Annotated in this window: 19 protein-coding genes; 13 read left to right on the forward strand and 6 right to left on the reverse strand. The window is 65.8% G+C overall.

Features of this window, described 5'->3' with window-relative positions:
* The first annotated feature begins 20 nt into the window (after positions 1–20).
* The 7 genes from murQ (at position 21) to AmiPiv_RS08905 (ending at position 8377) form a co-directional block, all read left to right on the forward strand.
* Positions 21–953, forward strand: a complete 933-nt coding sequence (gene murQ / locus AmiPiv_RS08875) for an N-acetylmuramic acid 6-phosphate etherase (protein ID WP_340037018.1) — start codon at positions 21–23, stop codon at positions 951–953.
* 54 nt (positions 954–1007) lie between these two features.
* Positions 1008–2525 (forward strand): ABC transporter substrate-binding protein, encoded by a 1518-nt coding sequence (locus AmiPiv_RS08880; RefSeq protein ID WP_340037019.1) that lies wholly within the window; start codon positions 1008–1010, stop codon positions 2523–2525.
* 149 nt (positions 2526–2674) lie between these two features.
* The gene (locus tag AmiPiv_RS08885) at positions 2675–3634 is read left to right on the forward strand and encodes an ABC transporter permease (protein ID WP_340037020.1); all 960 of its coding nucleotides are present in this window, start codon (positions 2675–2677) and stop codon (positions 3632–3634) included.
* Entirely contained in the window at positions 3634–4467 is an 834-nt protein-coding gene (locus tag AmiPiv_RS08890; RefSeq protein ID WP_340037021.1) for an ABC transporter permease, read from the forward strand. The genes AmiPiv_RS08885 and AmiPiv_RS08890 overlap by 1 nt, the downstream gene beginning before the upstream one ends.
* Before the next feature lie 16 nt (positions 4468–4483).
* The gene (locus AmiPiv_RS08895; RefSeq protein WP_340037307.1) at positions 4484–6232 is read left to right on the forward strand and encodes an ABC transporter ATP-binding protein; all 1749 of its coding nucleotides are present in this window, start codon (positions 4484–4486) and stop codon (positions 6230–6232) included.
* A 10-nt stretch (positions 6233–6242) separates the two neighbouring features.
* On the forward strand, positions 6243–7256 hold the full coding sequence (locus AmiPiv_RS08900) for a serine hydrolase domain-containing protein (protein ID WP_340037022.1): 1014 nt from the start codon (positions 6243–6245) through the stop codon (positions 7254–7256).
* 2 nt (positions 7257–7258) lie between these two features.
* Positions 7259–8377, forward strand: a complete 1119-nt coding sequence (locus tag AmiPiv_RS08905) for an anhydro-N-acetylmuramic acid kinase (protein WP_340037023.1) — start codon at positions 7259–7261, stop codon at positions 8375–8377.
* A gap of 69 nt (positions 8378–8446) precedes the next feature.
* On the opposite strand, the gene AmiPiv_RS08910 is transcribed toward AmiPiv_RS08905, so the two are convergent.
* On the reverse strand, positions 8447–8869 hold the full coding sequence (locus AmiPiv_RS08910) for a GNAT family N-acetyltransferase (RefSeq protein WP_340037024.1): 423 nt from the start codon (positions 8867–8869) through the stop codon (positions 8447–8449).
* Between the two features lie 223 nt (positions 8870–9092).
* Between AmiPiv_RS08910 and AmiPiv_RS08915 the strand changes: the two genes are divergently transcribed.
* Complete coding sequence (locus AmiPiv_RS08915; RefSeq protein WP_340037025.1) at positions 9093–9293, forward strand: DUF1858 domain-containing protein; 201 nt, start codon at positions 9093–9095, stop codon at positions 9291–9293.
* Positions 9294–9303: 10 nt separating this feature from the next.
* Here the strand turns inward: AmiPiv_RS08915 and AmiPiv_RS08920 are convergent, their stop codons facing one another.
* Positions 9304–10008: a Crp/Fnr family transcriptional regulator gene (locus AmiPiv_RS08920; RefSeq protein WP_340037026.1), complete on the reverse strand. Its 705-nt coding sequence runs from the start codon at positions 10006–10008 to the stop codon at positions 9304–9306.
* 210 nt (positions 10009–10218) lie between these two features.
* Here AmiPiv_RS08920 and AmiPiv_RS08925 point away from each other — a divergent pair, with 210 nt between their 5' ends.
* Together AmiPiv_RS08925 and AmiPiv_RS08930 are read left to right on the forward strand one after the other, a co-directional pair.
* The gene (locus tag AmiPiv_RS08925) at positions 10219–10662 is read left to right on the forward strand and encodes a pseudoazurin (RefSeq protein ID WP_340037027.1); all 444 of its coding nucleotides are present in this window, start codon (positions 10219–10221) and stop codon (positions 10660–10662) included.
* Positions 10663–10747: 85 nt separating this feature from the next.
* Positions 10748–11953 (forward strand): NnrS family protein, encoded by a 1206-nt coding sequence (locus tag AmiPiv_RS08930; RefSeq protein WP_340037028.1) that lies wholly within the window; start codon positions 10748–10750, stop codon positions 11951–11953.
* 80 nt (positions 11954–12033) lie between these two features.
* Here the strand turns inward: AmiPiv_RS08930 and AmiPiv_RS08935 are convergent, their stop codons facing one another.
* The 4 genes from AmiPiv_RS08935 to AmiPiv_RS08950 form a co-directional block, all read right to left on the reverse strand.
* Entirely contained in the window at positions 12034–12906 is an 873-nt protein-coding gene (locus AmiPiv_RS08935; protein WP_340037029.1) for an SUMF1/EgtB/PvdO family nonheme iron enzyme, read from the reverse strand.
* An 86-nt stretch (positions 12907–12992) separates the two neighbouring features.
* Entirely contained in the window at positions 12993–14111 is a 1119-nt protein-coding gene (nirK, locus tag AmiPiv_RS08940) for a copper-containing nitrite reductase (protein WP_340037030.1), read from the reverse strand.
* Between the two features lie 198 nt (positions 14112–14309).
* On the reverse strand, positions 14310–14747 hold the full coding sequence (locus tag AmiPiv_RS08945; RefSeq protein ID WP_340037031.1) for a hemerythrin domain-containing protein: 438 nt from the start codon (positions 14745–14747) through the stop codon (positions 14310–14312).
* 21 nt (positions 14748–14768) lie between these two features.
* Positions 14769–14924, reverse strand: a complete 156-nt coding sequence (locus AmiPiv_RS08950; protein WP_340037032.1) for a hypothetical protein — start codon at positions 14922–14924, stop codon at positions 14769–14771.
* Between the two features lie 106 nt (positions 14925–15030).
* Between AmiPiv_RS08950 and AmiPiv_RS08955 the strand changes: the two genes are divergently transcribed.
* From AmiPiv_RS08955 to AmiPiv_RS08965, 3 genes are all read left to right on the forward strand, one after another.
* Complete coding sequence (locus tag AmiPiv_RS08955) at positions 15031–15588, forward strand: cytochrome c oxidase subunit 3 (protein WP_340037033.1); 558 nt, start codon at positions 15031–15033, stop codon at positions 15586–15588.
* A gap of 5 nt (positions 15589–15593) precedes the next feature.
* Positions 15594–15863 (forward strand): cytochrome C oxidase subunit IV family protein, encoded by a 270-nt coding sequence (locus AmiPiv_RS08960; RefSeq protein ID WP_340037309.1) that lies wholly within the window; start codon positions 15594–15596, stop codon positions 15861–15863.
* A gap of 151 nt (positions 15864–16014) precedes the next feature.
* Positions 16015–16467: a c-type cytochrome gene (locus AmiPiv_RS08965; protein ID WP_340037034.1), complete on the forward strand. Its 453-nt coding sequence runs from the start codon at positions 16015–16017 to the stop codon at positions 16465–16467.
* The last annotated feature ends 11 nt before the right edge of the window (positions 16468–16478 follow it).

Genomic DNA, 16478 nt, shown 5'->3' on the forward strand with positions numbered 1-16478 from the left:
AAACCGGGCAGGTGGCGAGCGTGTCGGAACAAGCCTTGATTTCGGAGTTGGGACGGTTGGTTTCCGAGGAGCGGAACCCGCGCACCATGGACATCGACCTTCTGTCGACGGTCGACGTCCTCAGGAAGATCAACGAGGAGGACAAGAGCGTCGCCTTTGCCGTGGAGAAGGTGATCTCCGAGATCGCCGCCTGCGTCGACCGCATCACCATTGCCTTCCGTCAGGGCGGGCGTCTGATCTACATGGGTGCCGGCACCAGCGGCCGCATAGGCGTGCTCGATGCTTCCGAGTGCCCGCCGACATTCCGCGTTCCGCCGACGATGGTCGTCGGTCTCATCGCCGGTGGCTACAGCGCGCTGCTCAAGGCGACGGAAGGTGCCGAGGACAGCCAGGCCAAGGGTGCAGAGGCGCTGGCCGAGATCGGGCTGTCGGCCAAAGACGTCGTGGTGGGTATCGCCGCGAGCGGCCGCACGCCCTACGTCATCGGCGGTCTTAACTATGCAAAAGAGATCGGCGCGACCGCCGTCGCCCTGTCGTGCAATCCTCAGTCGGCAATCGCTGCCATAGCCGACATCGCCATTTCGCCGGTCGTCGGCCCCGAGGCATTGACCGGGTCGACGCGAATGAAGTCGGGCACGGCCGAGAAGCTCGTGCTCAACATGCTGACCACCGCCAGCATGATCCGCATCGGCAAGACCTACGAAAACCTGATGGTCGACCTGAAGGCGTCGAACAAGAAGCTGGTGGCACGCGCCGCCCGCATCGTCATGCAGGCGACCGACTGCACCCTGGAAGAGGCGCAACTGGCACTGGCCCAGACCGAAAATGACGTGAAGCTGGCGATCCTCATCGTCATGACAGGGATGAACCTTGCCGATGCGCGATCAGCGCTGAAGGGGTCGAACGGCTTCTTGCGACAAGCAATCCAGGACGCGAGACAAGCGTCCGAGTGATCCGGGAGCGGCTATTCCGGCCGTGCCACGGGAGAGAGCAACAGGGAGGATGAAATGACCAGCAAGTTCAAGTATTTCCTTGGGTTGACGACTGCCACGATGATCGGCCTCTCGGCCGTTGCGGGGCATGCCGACGCGGCCACGCTGCGCATGGCCTGGGCGCAGGACGCGACCGGCCTCGACCCGCACAAGCAGACGGCGTTCTCGTCACTGCGTCTGCTCGAACTGATCTACGAGCCGCTGGTGCGCCTCGACGCGGACCTGAAGATCGTTCCCGGCATTGCCACGAGCTGGGAGTTTTCCGCCGACGGCAAGCAGCTCACCTTCAAGCTCGACCACAAGGCGAAGTTCCAGAACGGCTCCGCCGTGACCTCGGCCGATGTCAAGGCATCGTTCGAGCGCATCCTCGATGAGAAGACGGGTGCCGCAAACCGCGCCAACTATCTCTCCATCGAGGCCATCGACACGCCCGACGCCGGGACCGTCGTGTTCAAGCTGAAGCAGCCCGATGCGCCGATCCTGACCGCCATGACCGACACCAATTCGTCGATCGTTCCGGCAAGCGAGATCGCCGCCGGCACGATTGGCACCAAGGCGATCGGCTCGGGTCCGTTCAAGCTCGAGAAGTGGGATCCCAATTCCAAGGAAGTGCTCGTCGCCAACAAGGACTGGGCTGGTGGTGCGACCGGCGTGGACGGCATCGAGATCAGTGTCCTGCCGGACGAAACCGCAATCCTCGCAGCCATGCGTACTGGCCAGGTCGACTTCGCCCTGCTCAACGATCCGCTGATCGCGACGCTGGTGCCCAAGGAGCCCAAGCTCCAGCTCAACCGGGCGCCGCTGCTCGCCTATCACGTGCTCCAGCTCAACCCGGCGCGCAAGCCGATGAACGAGCTGGCGGTGCGCCAGGCGATTTCTTGCGCCGTCGACCGCCAGGCCGTGCTCGACACCGCTTCGCTCGGCGAAGGCCGGGTCACCGGCCCGCTGACGATGCCGTTCTTCGCGTCCGATCCCAACTCGCTGTTCTGCTACAAGCAGGATGTCGAGAAGGCCAAGAAGCTGATGGCCGATGCCGGCTTCGCCGATGGCTTCACCGCCACCGTGATTGCCGCGACCGCCGAGCCGCCCACGGCAGCCGCCGAGGCCCAGGTGCTGCAGTCGCAGCTGGCCGAGATCGGCGTGAAGCTCGACATCAAGATGATGGAGCTCAACGTCTATGTCGACACCTGGCTGAAGGGCGACTTCGACATGGCGGTTGCGCTGAACGGCGGCCGTCCCGACCCCTACACCATGTACAACCGCTACTGGACCAAGAGCGGCAACCTGCAGAAGGTCTCCAACTTCGCCGACGACACGCTCGACAAGCTCCTGCAGGATGGCCGCGCCGAGACTGATCCGGAAAAGCGCAAGGTCATCTTCGCCGACTTCGACAAGCAGCTCGCCGAGAAGTCGCCGTGGGTCTGGCTCTACACCGGCTATGGCTACACCGCGCAGCAGAAGAACGTGCAGGGCTTCGTTCCGATGCCGACCGGCTCGCTGTTCAGCCTCGGCAAGGTGACCGTGCAGCAGTAGCAAGAGCTTCGGGCGGCGCGCTCTCCCTGTCGTCGCCCGAAGGCGGTCGCCATCGGCAAGATGGCGACCGCCCTGCGGCGCAAGTCCGGCGTTGGCCGACACCGCTCCAGAACCGGCACGGTTCCCTAACTCCAGATGGGACGCATGACATGAACTACGTGATACGTCGCCTTCAGGCCTTCCCATTGGTCCTGGTCGGGGTCTCGGTCGTCGTCTTCATCGCCATACGGCTCGTGCCGGGCGATTCCATCACCGCCATGCTCGGAACCGAGGCAGGCCTCCTGACCCCGCAGCAGCGGGATTCGCTGGCTATCTATTTCGGCATCGACCAACCGTGGCCGGTCCAATACTGGCGCTGGTTCACCGGCCTGTTCAGCGGCGATCTCGGCATCTCCGTGACCTACGGCAAGCCGGTGCTGACGGTCATCCTCGAACGCTTCCCGCTGACGCTTGAACTTGCACTGCTGTCGATGCTGATCGCCCTGTCGATCGGCGTTCCCGCAGGCGTTTACGCCGCCACCCGCAACGAACGTCCCGCCGACCTCGGCGTCCGCATCGCGGCCATGATCGGCCAGTCGACGCCGAGCTTCGTGGTCGGCCTCGTCCTCATCTACATTCTCTCGGCCGGCTTCGGCGTGCTGCCGACGATGGGTGTCTTCACGCCCTTCTGGCAGGATCCGTTGCAGAACCTCGGCCAGATGATCCTGCCTGCGATCACGCTTGGCCTGGCGTTCGCTGCTTCGGTCACGCGCGTCTCGCGCTCGGCCATGCTCGACGTGCTGAGCGACGACTACGTGCGCACGGCGCGGAGCAAGGGCGCCCCCGAACGCCGCGTCATCTGGCGCCATGCACTGCCCAACGCGCTCGTGCCCGTGGTCACGCTGAGTGGCATCGAGTTCGGCTATCTGCTCGGCGGCGCCGTCATCGTCGAGCAGATCTACGCCTTGCCGGGTCTGGGGCGCATGGTGCTCGAGGCGATCCTGCAGCGCGACTATGCCCTGGTCCAGGGTGCGGTGCTGTTCATCGCCCTCAACTTCATGATCGTCAATCTGCTCGTCGACCTCGCTTACGCCGCGCTCGACCCCCGGATTCGCCTGGAGGGCCGTTGATGCGTGTCGTGAAGGCCATCTTTTCGCATCCCAGCGGTCGCATCGGCGGCGCCATCGTGCTGGTCTACCTGTTCGTCGCCTTGCTGGGCGCGGTCGGCCTGACCCCGCACGACCCGCTGATGCAGTACCGCATCGACCGCCTGCATGCGCCGACGTCCTCCTACTGGATGGGCACCGACCTGTTCGGCCGCGACGTGATGAGTCGCCTGATGAAGGGCGTCGGCCAGTCCTTCACCGTCGCCTTCTTTTCCGTCGCTCTGGCAACGCTCGCCGGCACCGTGCTCGGCCTCACCGCCGCCTGGTACGGCAAGCGCTGGGACACGGTGATGATGCGCCTGATGGACGTGCTCTTGGCGTTTCCGGCAATCCTGCTGGCGCTGCTGATCGTCACCATCGTCGGCCCCGGCACCTGGACGAGCGTCGCCGCCATCAGCATCGTCTACACGCCGATCTTCACCCGCGTCGTGCGCGGACCGGCACTGTCGCTGAAGGCGCGAGACTTCGTCGACGCCGCCCGCACCTTCGGTTCGAGCCGCTCCTACATCCTGACCCGGCACCTGCTGCTCAACCTTGTGGCGCCGCTCACCGTGCAGGTGACGCTGGCGCTCGCCTGGGCGCTGCTCACCGAAGCCGGCCTCAGCTTCCTCGGTCTCGGCACCCAGCCGCCGGCCTCATCGCTCGGCCTGATGCTGAGCGACAGCCGCAACCTGATGGAGCAGGCGCCCTGGCTGCTGGCCTTCCCGGCCGTCGCCATCATGCTGTCGATCCTCGGCTTCAACCTGCTCGGCGATGCGCTGCGCGACATCCTCGACCCCAAGACGAGGAGGGCGTGACATGGAGCGAAACGAGATGAAGCCGATCCTTTCGGTCCGCGACCTCCACGTCAGCTTCGGTCCGGCAGCCAGCGCCAAGGAAGTGGTGCATGGCGTCAGCTTCGATGTCGGCGTCGGCGAGGTTCTGGCGATCGTCGGCGAGAGCGGATCGGGCAAGTCGGTGACCGCGCTCTCCAGCAACCGCCTGATCGACTATGCCGGCGGCCGCATCACCAGCGGCAAGATCGAGCTGCTGCGCGCCGACGGCAGCGTGCTTGATGTCACCGCCGCCGGCAAGCAGGAGCTTGTCGGCATCCGCGGCGCTGAGATCGGCGTGATCTTCCAGGAGCCGATGACGTCGCTCAATCCGGTGCTGACCATCGGCACCCAGATCGAGGAGTCGTTCCGGCTGCATCGCGGCCTGACGGGCAACCAGGCCAGGGCCGCCGCCCGCGAGGCGCTCGAGCGGGTGCGCATCCCCGATGCCGAGCGGCGGCTCAAGGCGACCCCCAATGAGTTGTCCGGCGGCATGCTGCAGCGCGTGATGATCGCCATGGCGCTGGCCTGCAACCCGCGCCTTTTGATCGCCGACGAGCCGACGACGGCACTCGACGTCACCGTGCAGGCGCAGATCATGGCGCTGCTGGCCGAGCTCCGGCGCGAGACTGGTATGTCGATGATCTTCATCAGCCATGACATCGGCCTCGTCGCCGGCATCGCCGACCGCGTGATGGTGATGCAGGACGGCCGGGTGGTGGAGCAGGGCGAGCTCGGCCAGATCCTCGACTCCCCGCAGCACCCCTATACCAAGCACCTGCTGCACGCGGTGCCGCATTTCTCCAGCGGCGTGGCGACGAGAACGGACGGTGCGCGCGCCACTGCGCCGCTGCCCAAGCCGACGCTCGAAGTCGACGACCTCGTCGTGCGCTATCCGCTGAAGGGCGGCTGGTTCAGCAAGCCGGTCGGGGCGGTGCACGCCGTTGACGGCATCGCCTTCGACCTGATGCCCGGCGAAACGCTGGCGATCGTCGGCGAGAGCGGCTCGGGCAAGTCGACCACGGCGCGCGCCGTGCTCGGCCTCGTCTCGCCGACGCGCGGCGCCTTTTCGGTGGAGGCCCAGGCGGCACGGCCCGGCCAGAGCCGGCTGCCGGTGCAGATGGTGTTCCAGAACCCCTATGCCTCGCTCAACCCGCGCCTCAATGTCGAGCAGACCCTGGCCGAGCCGGTGATCGCCACCGGCCAGCGCATCGATGCAACGGTCCGCACCAGGATGATAACGCTGCTCAAGCGTGTCGGCCTGCCCGAGGACAGCCTGGCGCGCTATCCGCACCAGTTCTCCGGCGGTCAGCGCCAGCGCCTGTGCATTGCCCGTTCGCTGATGCTGAACCCGTCGGTCGTGGTGCTCGACGAGGCGGTCTCGGCGCTCGACGTTTCCGTGCAGGCACGCGTACTCGAATTGCTGGTCGACCTGCAGCGCGAATACGGTCTCGCCTACTTGTTCATCTCCCATGACATGGCGGTGGTCGAGCGCATCGCGCATCGCGTCGCGGTCATGTACGCCGGACAGATCGTCGAGATCGGCGACGCGAAGTCGGTTCTCGCCGACCCGCAGCACCCGTACACCAAGAAGCTCATCGCCGCCGTGCCCACCATCGATCGCCGCAAGCAGCATTTCGAGCTAGATACCCGCCAGGTTCCGTCGCTGGTGCGCCCCGTTGGCTACGAGCCGCCGGCTGCGAAATGGCTCGAGGTCGGCGGCGACCACAAGGTGCGGGCCGAGGCCTGAGGGGACGGAGATGGCAACGGACGACCTGCCCAACCGTTTCGACCGTGCTTTCGCCTTGCTGGCGCAGTCCGTCGAGGACGGGCGCATCCCCGGCGGCGTACTGGGCATCGTCGACAAGGATGGCCAGCGCATCACCAGGTCGATCGGTCTTGCGCAGCGCGTTCCCCATGAGCGGCCGATGCGCGACGACACCTGGTTCGACCTGGCGTCGCTGACCAAGGTCATCTTCACCACGCCGCACATCCTGGCGCTGGCCGAGGCGGGCAGCATCGATCTCGATGCGCCGCTGACTACGGTGCTTCCGGATCTGCGCCAGTACGACCCCAACGCCTGGGAGCGGCAGGTCACCTTCCGCCAGTGCCTCGGCCACCAGACGCCGTTTCCCGCAGTCGAGCCGATCTACACCTATGGCAGCGATCCGGACTTGCTGCGCACCTTCGTCTTGCAGCGCGAATGGCGCAAGCTGGCACAACCCGTCTATTCCGACATCAACTTCATCCTGCTCGGCCTTGCCATGGAGCGCCTGTCGGGCCGGTGGATCCGCGACATGGATGCCGGCCCGGGCTTTGCCTTTGCTGCCGATTCCGACCGGTCGGCGGCGACCGAGGACTGCACCTGGCGCCACCGCGTGCTGTCGGGCGAAGTCCACGACGACAATTGCTCGGCCCTTCAGGGCGCCGGCCATGCCGGGCTGTTCGGCACGGCTGCCTCGGTGCTCGACTTCGCGCAGGGCCTGCTCGACGGCAGCGGCGCTTCGCCGGAGGCCATCGGCCTGATACGTGCGCCGCTGTCGGACAAGCGCACCCACGGCTGGGAACACCCCTATGCCGGCTGGTCCGGCGGCGACCGCTGCAGCCCTGGAACGATCGGCCATACCGGCTTCACTGGCACCGGCCTATGGATCGATTTCGATGCCGGCCGCGCCTGGACCCTGCTCACCAACCGCATCCACCCGACCCGCCATTTCGACAGCGGGATCGTCGATCTTCGCTGCCGAACCGGCGACATCATCAACGGAGCTTGAACATGAACCCCATCTGGTCGGTCGGGCTGATGACCGGGACCGTGCTCGACGGCAACATCGACGTCGCGCTGCTCAAGACCGACGGCGAGCGCATCGAGGCCTTCGGTCCCTACTCGCTCGTGCCTTACGAGGCGTCGGTGCGGCCGATGCTGGAGCAGGCGCAGGCCGAAGCCCGCGTGTGGAATTTCGAAGGTCCCGAGCCGGCGATCTTCGCCGAGGCGGAGGAAGCGCTGACCCGGGCGCAATCGGCCGCCGTCAGGCAGGTCGTCGAGGGCGCCGGCATGACGATGGCCGACATCGGCGTCGTCGGCTTCCACGGCCAGACCGTGCTGCATCGCGGCCCGCAGGAGGGCGGCCTGCGCGGCGAGACCCGCCAGCTGGGCGATGGCCAGCTGATGCAGTCGCTGCTCGGCACCAAGGTGGTCTACGACTTCCGCACCGCCGACATCCGTGCGGGAGGGCAGGGGGCGCCGCTGGCCGCGGCCTACCACGCCGCACTGCTCGGCACGGCCGGCGCGCGCGGCGACAGCGCCATCCTCAATCTCGGCGGCGTCGGCAACGTCACCTGGTGGGACGGCAAGTCCGATCTCGTCGCCTTCGACACCGGCCCCGCCAACGCGCCGATCAACGATTTCGTCAAGGCGAGGGGCCTGGGCGAGATGGACAAGGGCGGGGCGCTCGCTGCCGCCGGCACCGTCGACGAGGCGCGGCTCGCGCGCCTGCTCGAGCATCCCTATCTCGCCGCACCTTATCCCAAGTCGCTCGACCGCTTCGACTTTACCGCCGCGATGGCCGACGGCCTGAGCAACGAGGACGGTGCTGCCCTGCTCACCGCCTTCAGCGCTGCTTGCGTCGGCAAGGCGCTCGACCTTCTGCCGCAGCGCCCGACCAAACTCTTCGTCTCCGGCGGCGGCCGCCACAACCCGACCTTCATGGCCATGCTGCGCGAGCGCGCCGGCGTCGACGCGGTCTCGGCCGACACCATCGGCTGGCGCGGCGACGCGGTGGAGGCCGAATGCTTCGCGTTTCTCGCCGCGCGCGTCCTGCGCGGCCTGCCGATAAGCTTCCCGAGCACGACGGGCGTGCCGCAACCGATGACCGGCGGTCGTATCGCCGACTGATCTGCGGGCCGTACGAAGCGATCGAGATGGACGACCGTCGGCGGCCCGATGGCCGCCGATGCTTCCTTTTCAGGCTTGCTGCAGGGGCTTCGCCAGGAAGGTACGCGTGCGGCCCTTCGGAAAGTCTGGCAACTCGCCGAACGGCTTGTAGCCCTGGCGCTGATAGACCTTCAGCGCAGTCGGATTGAACGTGTCGATGTAAGCGCCATGGCAGCCGCGCGCCGCGGCTTCGTCCTCGGCCGCCTGCAGCATGCGCGAAGCCGCGTTCTGTCCGCGCAGGCTTTCGTCCACCCACAGCCACTGGACATAGAGCCAGCCCCAGGCGGTGTAGCCGGAAATGCCGGCGACGACTGAACCATCCTCGCCGCGAACGAACACTGCCAGCGGGCGCTTGTCGGCCGGTCCGACATCCGCCGCATTGAAGTCGGTCAGGTGGTCGCCGACCGTGCTGAGGTCTTCGGACGATGGCGCGTCGGTGACTTCGAACTTCATGCGTTGCCTCTTTCTGTCCGGCCTAGATGGCCTGCAACGCGTCGTCGGTGCAAGGGGCAGGAGCCGATGTCCGCCGTAGCGGGAGAGGGCGCACGTGCCGGCCTGCCGATGCAGGTCATGCCCCTGGGCTGAGGTGCCGCGCGATCGCTTGCCTGTTTGTCGGCGCGCAACGAAACGGCGCGCCGCTTCGTTCATCGTCTGGCTTCAAAAGCGGTGAACGACGATGAAGTCACGTTTCGACTACGACATGACGATGGATGTCATCATGCGGCGATGGCCAGGCACGATCAGGGTCATCCTCGGTCATGGCCTGCTTTGCGTCGGTTGCCCGATAGCCTCGTTCCATACGGTAATGGACGCCGCGCGCGAGCATTCCCTGGACGAGGACATGCTGATCGACGATCTGACGAAGGTGATGAAGTAGGGGCCGAAGGTCAGCCCTTGTCGGCCTGGCCTTCGGCGAGCGCGAACAGCCGGTGCGGTTCAACCACGGTCACCTTCTGACGGCCGCTCTTGACCAGTCCCTTCTCCTCCCAGGCGGTGAGGAGCCGGCTGACCGTGTGCAGCGTCGTGCCGGTCATCTCGGCGATATCCTGCCGCGAAATCGGGAAATCGATGAGGATGCCTTCCTCGGTCTTCCTCCCCGTCTGCTTGACCAGCCTGAGCAGGGCGTGGGCGACACGCTGCTCGACCTGCTCGGTGGCGAGTTCGACGACGCGTGCCTGCGTTTCCTGGAGGCGGGCGCCGACCGTCCTGTAGGTGCCGGAACCGAAGTTCGGGAAGCTCGCGGCCATTTCCGGCCAGAGATTCCCCGGCCAGGCGAGCACCACGCAATCCACGGCGGCGACGGCACTGGCCGGATAGGTGGTGCGCCCGAGCGCGTGCGCAATGCCCATCAGCTCGCCCGGGCTGATGTAGCGGACGATCACCTGCTGGCCGTCGGGCGTGGTCTTGACCACGCGGACATGTCCGTCGAGCAGCAGGAAGAAGGAATGCGCCTCGCCTTCCTGTTCGAATACGGTCTGGTCCTTGGCGATACGCAGTGATCGCGCTTTCTGGAGTATGCGGTCCAGGTCGGCCGGGGCCATTCCCTGGAATATCGGCATGCCGGCAATCAGCGAGCGATCTAATCGGCTCAAGTGTCCCTCCTGGTCGGTGCGCGGACCCAGTGCTCGAATTCACCAACCGCTGTCGAGCGCCAGAATGTCACAGGCCGGCGGACTGCGGCAAGCGGCGCAGAATTCCTGAAATTCCAGTCAAGTTTGCGTTGGATCAAAGTTCTCGACGCACACGCGCCCTAGAGAGGGCCAACGGCTGGAGCCGTCATGCAAGGACAAAGGAAAAACACGATGAAACATGCAGTTGCCATTGCGGCCGCGTTTGCCGCCGCCCTCCTGGCCGGTGCCGCCCAGGCAGCAGAGATCAGGATCGAGATGCTCAACAAGGGCGAGAAGGGTGCAATGGTATTCCAGCCCGATTTCGTCGTCGCGCAGCCTGGCGACACGATCACCTTCGTGCCCACCGACAAGTCGCATGACGCCGAGAGCATCAAGGACATGATCCCCGAGGGCGCCACGCCGTTCAAGGGCAAGATGAACGAACAGATTTCCGTCACCCTCGACAAGGAGGGCGTCTACGGCGTCAAGTGCTCGCCGCATTATGGCATGGGCATGGTGGCGCTGATCGTGGTGGGCAAGCCGGCCAATCTCGACCAGGCCAAGGCGGTCAAGCAGACCGGCAAGGCCAAGAAGGCATTCGAGGCGCTGCTGGCTCAGGTGCCCGCGGGCAACTGAGCCCTGGCGGTCACGCCGAACGGATTTTCAGAAACGGCCGGGTAGACAGGCTCTGCCCGGCCTTTGCTTTTCAAAGGAGCGTATCATGGCCATTCCTCGCGTCCGGCCGGGCAACTATCCTGCGATCCTGTCCTACGGGTTCCGACCATTTTTCCTGCTCGGCTCGCTCTATGCCGCCCTCACTATCCTGGCGTGGCTGCCGATGCTTTCCGGTCGGCTCGAGACCGCGAGCGGCTTTGCTCCGGTCGACTGGCATATCCATGAGATGATCTTCGGATATGTAGTGGCCATCATCACCGGCTTCCTGCTTACGGCCATCCCCAACTGGACCGGCCGGCTGCCGGTGCAGGGTCTGCCGCTTCTGGCTCTGGCGCTGCTCTGGCTGGCTGGCCGCCTGGCGGTGTTCTTCTCGGCCGAAATCGGCTGGCTGGCCGCGGCCGTGATCGACAGCGCCTTCCTGCTTGCGGTCGCTGCGGCGGCCGCGGTCGAGATCGTCGCCGGCCGCAACTGGCGCAACCTCAAGGTGCTGGCGCCGGTCAGCGTCCTGTTCGCTGCCAATGTCATGTTCCATCTGGAGGTGCGCTTCGCGGGCGGTGCCGACATGGCGCGCAGGCTCGGCATCGGTGCGGCAGTCCTGCTCGTCATGATCATCGGCGGGCGCATCATCCCGAGCTTCACCCGCAACTGGCTGGTGCGCCAGAATCCCGGCCGGCTGCCGGTGCCGTTCAATCGCTTCGACGCCGCGACCATCGGCGTCTCGGCGCTTGCAATCGCTGCCTGGACGTTTGTGCCCGACCACATTGCGAGCGGCCTGCTTCTCGTGGGCGCAGGCGGGCTCAACATTGCACGGCTTTGCCGGTGGGCCGGCGAGCGCAGCTGGCGCGATCCGCTGGTGCTGGTCCTGCACGTGGCATACGCCTTCGTGCCGGCGGGCTTCATGCTGGCCGGCCTTGCGGCCCTTCTGCCCGACGCGGTGCCGCCGGCTGCAGGCCTCCATGCTTTCGGCACGGGCGCGATCGGGGCGATGACGCTGGCGGTGATGGCTCGGGCGACGCTCGGTCATACGGGGCGCGATCTGCATGCCAGCAATGCCACTTGCCTAGTCTTTGTGGCGGTTGTCGTTTCGGCCGCGCTGCGCGTTGCCTATTCCTTCATGCCCGGTACCACGGCGTTGCTGCACGCCTCGGCCGGGGCCTGGACGCTGGCCTTCCTCGGCTATACGGCGCTCTATGGCGGCATGCTCGTGCGCCCGCGCCTCCGGCCTCGCCAGCCCAACCCGGCGCCGTCGTGAAGACGCTCGGACTTGCCTTGCGTTTGAACGAGAAGGGCCCGGATCTCCGACAGGAAATCCGGGCCTTTGTGTGAGCCAGGCTAGCCGGCTGCGCCGCGCCACAACGCCTTGATCGCCGAGAGCATTGACGGGCGCTCCCTGACCAGGCGGATGCCGAGGTTATCGGGCGGCAAGCCGGCCGCGCAACCGCCGCTCTTGCCGTCGCGGATGAAGAACGACATGTAGCCGCGATGCTTGCCGCCGACGACGCGCACGCCGCAGTTGTCGGTGCTGGTATCGACGCGCCCGCGCCCGTCGAGTGAGGTCCTGCGATAGCAGGTCGTGGTCCATTCCCAGACATTGCCGCCGACGTCATAGAGGCCGTTGGAGTTGGCGCCGAAGTGGCCCTGCGGCTTGGGCTCGGGATCGCGGCCCCTGGCGGCTTCGGACTCGCTGCGGTAGCGCGCCAGCCAGCGTGCGATGGTGTCGCCGTCCTCACCCAGTGCCTCTTCGCTGAACCGTTCGGCCGCCGCGTAGGCCCATTCCTCGTCGGTCGGCAGCCGCCAGCTTTCTCCCGTCCGCTCCGACAGCCACTGCGCATAGGCGTTGGCGTCGCGGAAGCTGATGCCCGTGGCTGGCAGGTTCCCGGCCTGATCGGCGGCCCCGTCGGCCGCGTCGCAGACGCCGTCCGCGGCGCAGAGCGCATAGTCGGCGGCGCTGACCTGGTAGGTCATGATGTCGAACGAACGGCGAAACCGTATCTCGCTCTCCGGCGCATCGACGGGGCGGTCGGCGGTGAGGAATTCGCCCGGCAGCCTGTAGGCCAGCCGGCCCGGAGCGACGGCGACAGTCTGCGGGGACGCCATTGCAGGCGTGGCCGCTGGCCCGACGGGTTCGCGGAAGGGCAGGTAGCTCGCCAGCGCGAGTGCCGGCCCGACGGCTGCCGTGGTCAGAAGCAAGCTGCCCAGTTTCATGGTTCGGCTCCTGTTCTTACCGTTTCAAGAAAAAGGCCCGCAGGCATGCCGGCGGGCCGAGTTGGACAGTGAAAGGTGCCCGCCGGTCAGTTGGTCGGGATTGGGCCGGGTGCCTGGACCTGCTTCATCAGGTCGTCATTCCATTCGCCTTCGACCATCACATGGGCGGTCGCGCCGAGTTCGGCCGCCTCGATCAGGTTGTGGTTGACGTAGGCGTAGACCCCCGGCTGCAGGAAGGTGTAGAGGGCGGCCCCTGCCGAACCTCCACGGATGAACCAGGTCTCGAGATCCTTGGCGGGTGCGTTGCCGAACTTGCCTTCCTCCCAGACATGGTCGCCATGGCCGCCGATGAGGTGGGGCCTGGAGTCCCTGTTGGCCTGGGCATGCACGAACAGCACCGTTTCGCCGACCTTGGCCTTGAGAGCCCGGTCGCCGGTCAGCGAACCGACCTTGCCGTTGAAGACGACGTGGGTCGGGATCAGGCCGCGCATCACCTTCAGCGTGTCGTCATAGCTGTCGCCGAGGGACTCGTACTGCTTGTACTTGCCGTTCGCGTCACGGGGGACATAGAGGTCGTGCTCGCCGATGTAGAAGATACGGTCATATTTCAGCGGCTTGCCGTTCTCGTCCTTCAACCCGTCGCGCGGCAGCACCATGACCGCGCCGCTCATGCCGGACACGACATGCCAGGGGATCATGCCTGTCGGCGCGCAGTGGTAGACGAATGTGCCGGTGCGGGTCGCCTTCCAGCGCAGCACCGCCTGTTCGCCCGGATTGACGTGGGTCAGTGCCCCGCCGCCCAGCGCCCCGGTGGCGGCATGGAAGTCGATGTTGTGCGGCATCTCGTTGGTCTCGGGATTGACCAGCGTGAGTTCCACATAGTCGCCCTCATGCACGATCATCAGCGGCCCGGGCATGGAGCCTTCATAGGTCATGGCCCTGAGCGTCGTGCCCTCGTCGTCGATCACCATGGGCTGCTCCTTGATGGTCATCCGGTATTCGATGACCTTCGGGCCGTCCTTGGCGATCTGGTCGTGGGGGTGGGCGAAGGGCGGGGCCACGAGGTCGACCTTCACCCGCGGCAGGCCGGCGATATCGGCTGCGCGCGCCTGAGCCAGTGCGGGCGTGGCGATGATCGAGCCCAGGATCGCGGCCGCTGCCGCACCTGTGGCCGTACCCAGGAGTGCTTCGCGTCGCGTCAACATTTTCTAAATCTCCTTCTGGCGTGGCGTTGCCTGTTGTTACGATCCAGAGACTAGAGGCTTGTCGGCAACCCTTCTTTGTTGCAGCGCAAACAGATGTTGCGGTGCGACATTTTGGCAGGCGTTCGGCGAATACTTGGCGCGCGGGCACGCAAGCGCAGCCGAGCGCGTGTGCCCGGCTTGCCAGCAAGGTTCCAGCGATCAGCGGGGTTCGGAGACGGATTTCAGCGATGCGAGCATGGCTTGCTCGAAGGCAATATGCCGGCGGACGGCGAGGAAATAGGCGCGCAGCATGTAACCGGTCGCCTCATGCGATCCTATGGCGCGGCCACGGGAAATGCTGACGAGCGCACGGACGATCTCGGCAGTGGCCGTGTGGTCCTGCTCGTGTTCCTCGCGCAGCCTGGCGACTACCATCGCGCCGGCTTGCTCGGCCAAGAGGGGAAACAAGTCACTTTCTTCGCGCCGGTTGACGACCGCAACTGTCGTGTCGAGCTCGATGGCCAGCCGCCTGCAGAATCGCCGATCGGGATTGGGCAAGGTGTCGGCGACCGTCTCGAGGTCGTCGCAGACCCGGAGCGCCCTTGCATAAAGACGGTCAAGCGCGGCGATGCCGTCCGATACCATAGAGTGGTTCATCGCCCCGGCCTGCAGTCAGCTCTACTGATTGAAGAAGAGGATCGCCGCGATCGCGACCGAGGCGAGCACTGCGGAAGTCGCTCCGGTGCGCTGCAGAACGCCCATGCGATAGAGCAGCAGTGCGAAGCCGACGATGATCGGCGTGGCGACCGACAGGCCGAATTGTGCGTTGCTCATCGCGGGGCTCCTTTGAAGTTGTCACGTCGCGATCGTGCCGCTCTTTCATCCCCGCTACCTTGTGCAATCGCAAAGAAGCCCGGCGTGGCCGTGCCTAAGAAGCGATATGGACATGACGGTTTCGACGAGCCGGCAGGAAGAAGAGGCGCCGGACGCCGGAGATTTCCTGCTTTGGATATTGGCGTGGAGCGAGCTTGCCGCATTCGGCATCCTGCTCGTTGCCTTCATGGTCGCCGGCATCGTCCAACTGGACCAATTCGCGGCGGCGCGGCAGCATCTCAATGCCCCACTCGCTGCCCTTAACACTGCAGTGCTTCTCACCAGCGGTTGGCAGGCGGCGCGCGCGGCGCGCCCGGATGCCTCGCGCGGGGCAGCGCGGTTGGCGCTCGCGCTTGCGGCGCTGCTCGGCTTCCTGTTCGTCGCAATCAAGCTGTTCGAATATGGTGGCGAGATCGGCCACGCCGGCGACGCCGGCTATGGCGTGTTCTTCGAACTCTATTTCCTGCTCACCGGCTTCCACCTGCTGCACGTGTTGTTCGGCGCGCTGGTGCTTCTGCTGGTCGCGTGGCGGATGGAGCGGTCGAACGTGATCCTCATCACCACGCTCTGGCACGTATTCGATCTGATCTGGATCGTCATGTTCCCGATCATCTACTTGGCGTGACCGGCATGACCGGCGGATCCAACCGACAGCTGCTGCGAACCTGGCTGACGCTGATCGTGCTAACCGGCGCGAGCGTGCTTGCGGTTCGCTACGGAGGCAACGCTGCTGGGCTGGCACTGGTCCTCTGCTTTGCCCTTTTCAAGGCCCGCTTCGTCATCCTCGATTTCATGGATCTGCGGCGGCAGGCTGCGATGCGGCGCGCGCTGACAGGCTGGTGCCTGGTGTTTGCCGTCTCGGCCGCCGCCAAGGCCTTGTTTGCCGCCAGCCTCGGCTGAGCCGCTTTGTTTGCCAAATCGCAAAGAACGCCTTCACCAAACCCATAGAAGGTTCCGAACCGGGACGGCTTCCGGAGACTGGCGGCCAGCCGCCGGGATGAATCGATCGGACAATTCCGCTCGCGGAAATCTGACTGGAAAGGATCTCGTGATGGCAGAACGCCTCACCAAAACGGGGGCTCGAAACGTCTTCTACGGCGGTTCGTTCTTCTTCTTCGCAATTTTCGTGGGGCTTACCGCGCACAGCCATTTCTACATGCGGACGACCTCGACGGACGAGAAGACGCTGACGGACTCGGTCGCGCGCGGCAAGCACGTCTGGGAGAAGAACTCCTGCATCAACTGTCACACGATCCTGGGCGAAGGCGCCTATTTCGCGCCGGAACTCGGCAATGTGTGGAAGCGCTACGGCGGCGAAGCCGATCCCGAGGGTGCCCGCGAGACGTTCAAGGCCTGGATGGCCGCGCAACCGTCGGGGATCGAGGGACGGCGCCAGATGCCGCAGTTCAACCTGACCGACCAGGAACTCAACGACCTCGCCGACTTCCTCGAATGGACGAGCCGCATCAACACCCAGAACTGGCCGCCGAACGAGGCCGGCTGAACGCCAGGAGA

It is taken from the genome of Aminobacter sp. Piv2-1, from assembly GCF_037625995.1.
GTDB lineage: Bacteria > Pseudomonadota > Alphaproteobacteria > Rhizobiales > Rhizobiaceae > Aminobacter.

Bases quoted from the DNA above. Each gene is read 5' to 3' on its own strand.
- AmiPiv_RS08880 (WP_340037019.1), top strand. From the start codon at position 1,008: ATGACCAGCAAGTTCAAGTATTTCCTTGGGTTGACGACTGCCACGATG.
- AmiPiv_RS08885 (WP_340037020.1), top strand. From the start codon at position 2,675: ATGAACTACGTGATACGTCGCCTTCAGGCCTTCCCATTGGTCCTGGTC.
- AmiPiv_RS08890 (WP_340037021.1), top strand. From the start codon at position 3,634: ATGCGTGTCGTGAAGGCCATCTTTTCGCATCCCAGCGGTCGCATCGGC.
- AmiPiv_RS08895 (WP_340037307.1), top strand. From the start codon at position 4,484: ATGAAGCCGATCCTTTCGGTCCGCGACCTCCACGTCAGCTTCGGTCCG.
- AmiPiv_RS08900 (WP_340037022.1), top strand. From the start codon at position 6,243: ATGGCAACGGACGACCTGCCCAACCGTTTCGACCGTGCTTTCGCCTTG.
- AmiPiv_RS08905 (WP_340037023.1), top strand. From the start codon at position 7,259: ATGAACCCCATCTGGTCGGTCGGGCTGATGACCGGGACCGTGCTCGAC.
- AmiPiv_RS08910 (WP_340037024.1), bottom strand. From the start codon at position 8,869: ATGAAGTTCGAAGTCACCGACGCGCCATCGTCCGAAGACCTCAGCACG.
- AmiPiv_RS08915 (WP_340037025.1), top strand. From the start codon at position 9,093: ATGAAGTCACGTTTCGACTACGACATGACGATGGATGTCATCATGCGG.
- AmiPiv_RS08925 (WP_340037027.1), top strand. From the start codon at position 10,219: ATGAAACATGCAGTTGCCATTGCGGCCGCGTTTGCCGCCGCCCTCCTG.
- AmiPiv_RS08930 (WP_340037028.1), top strand. From the start codon at position 10,748: ATGGCCATTCCTCGCGTCCGGCCGGGCAACTATCCTGCGATCCTGTCC.
- AmiPiv_RS08935 (WP_340037029.1), bottom strand. From the start codon at position 12,906: ATGAAACTGGGCAGCTTGCTTCTGACCACGGCAGCCGTCGGGCCGGCA.
- nirK (WP_340037030.1), bottom strand. From the start codon at position 14,111: ATGTTGACGCGACGCGAAGCACTCCTGGGTACGGCCACAGGTGCGGCA.
- AmiPiv_RS08945 (WP_340037031.1), bottom strand. From the start codon at position 14,747: ATGAACCACTCTATGGTATCGGACGGCATCGCCGCGCTTGACCGTCTT.
- AmiPiv_RS08950 (WP_340037032.1), bottom strand. From the start codon at position 14,924: ATGAGCAACGCACAATTCGGCCTGTCGGTCGCCACGCCGATCATCGTC.
- AmiPiv_RS08955 (WP_340037033.1), top strand. From the start codon at position 15,031: ATGGACATGACGGTTTCGACGAGCCGGCAGGAAGAAGAGGCGCCGGAC.
- AmiPiv_RS08960 (WP_340037309.1), top strand. From the start codon at position 15,594: ATGACCGGCGGATCCAACCGACAGCTGCTGCGAACCTGGCTGACGCTG.
- AmiPiv_RS08965 (WP_340037034.1), top strand. From the start codon at position 16,015: ATGGCAGAACGCCTCACCAAAACGGGGGCTCGAAACGTCTTCTACGGC.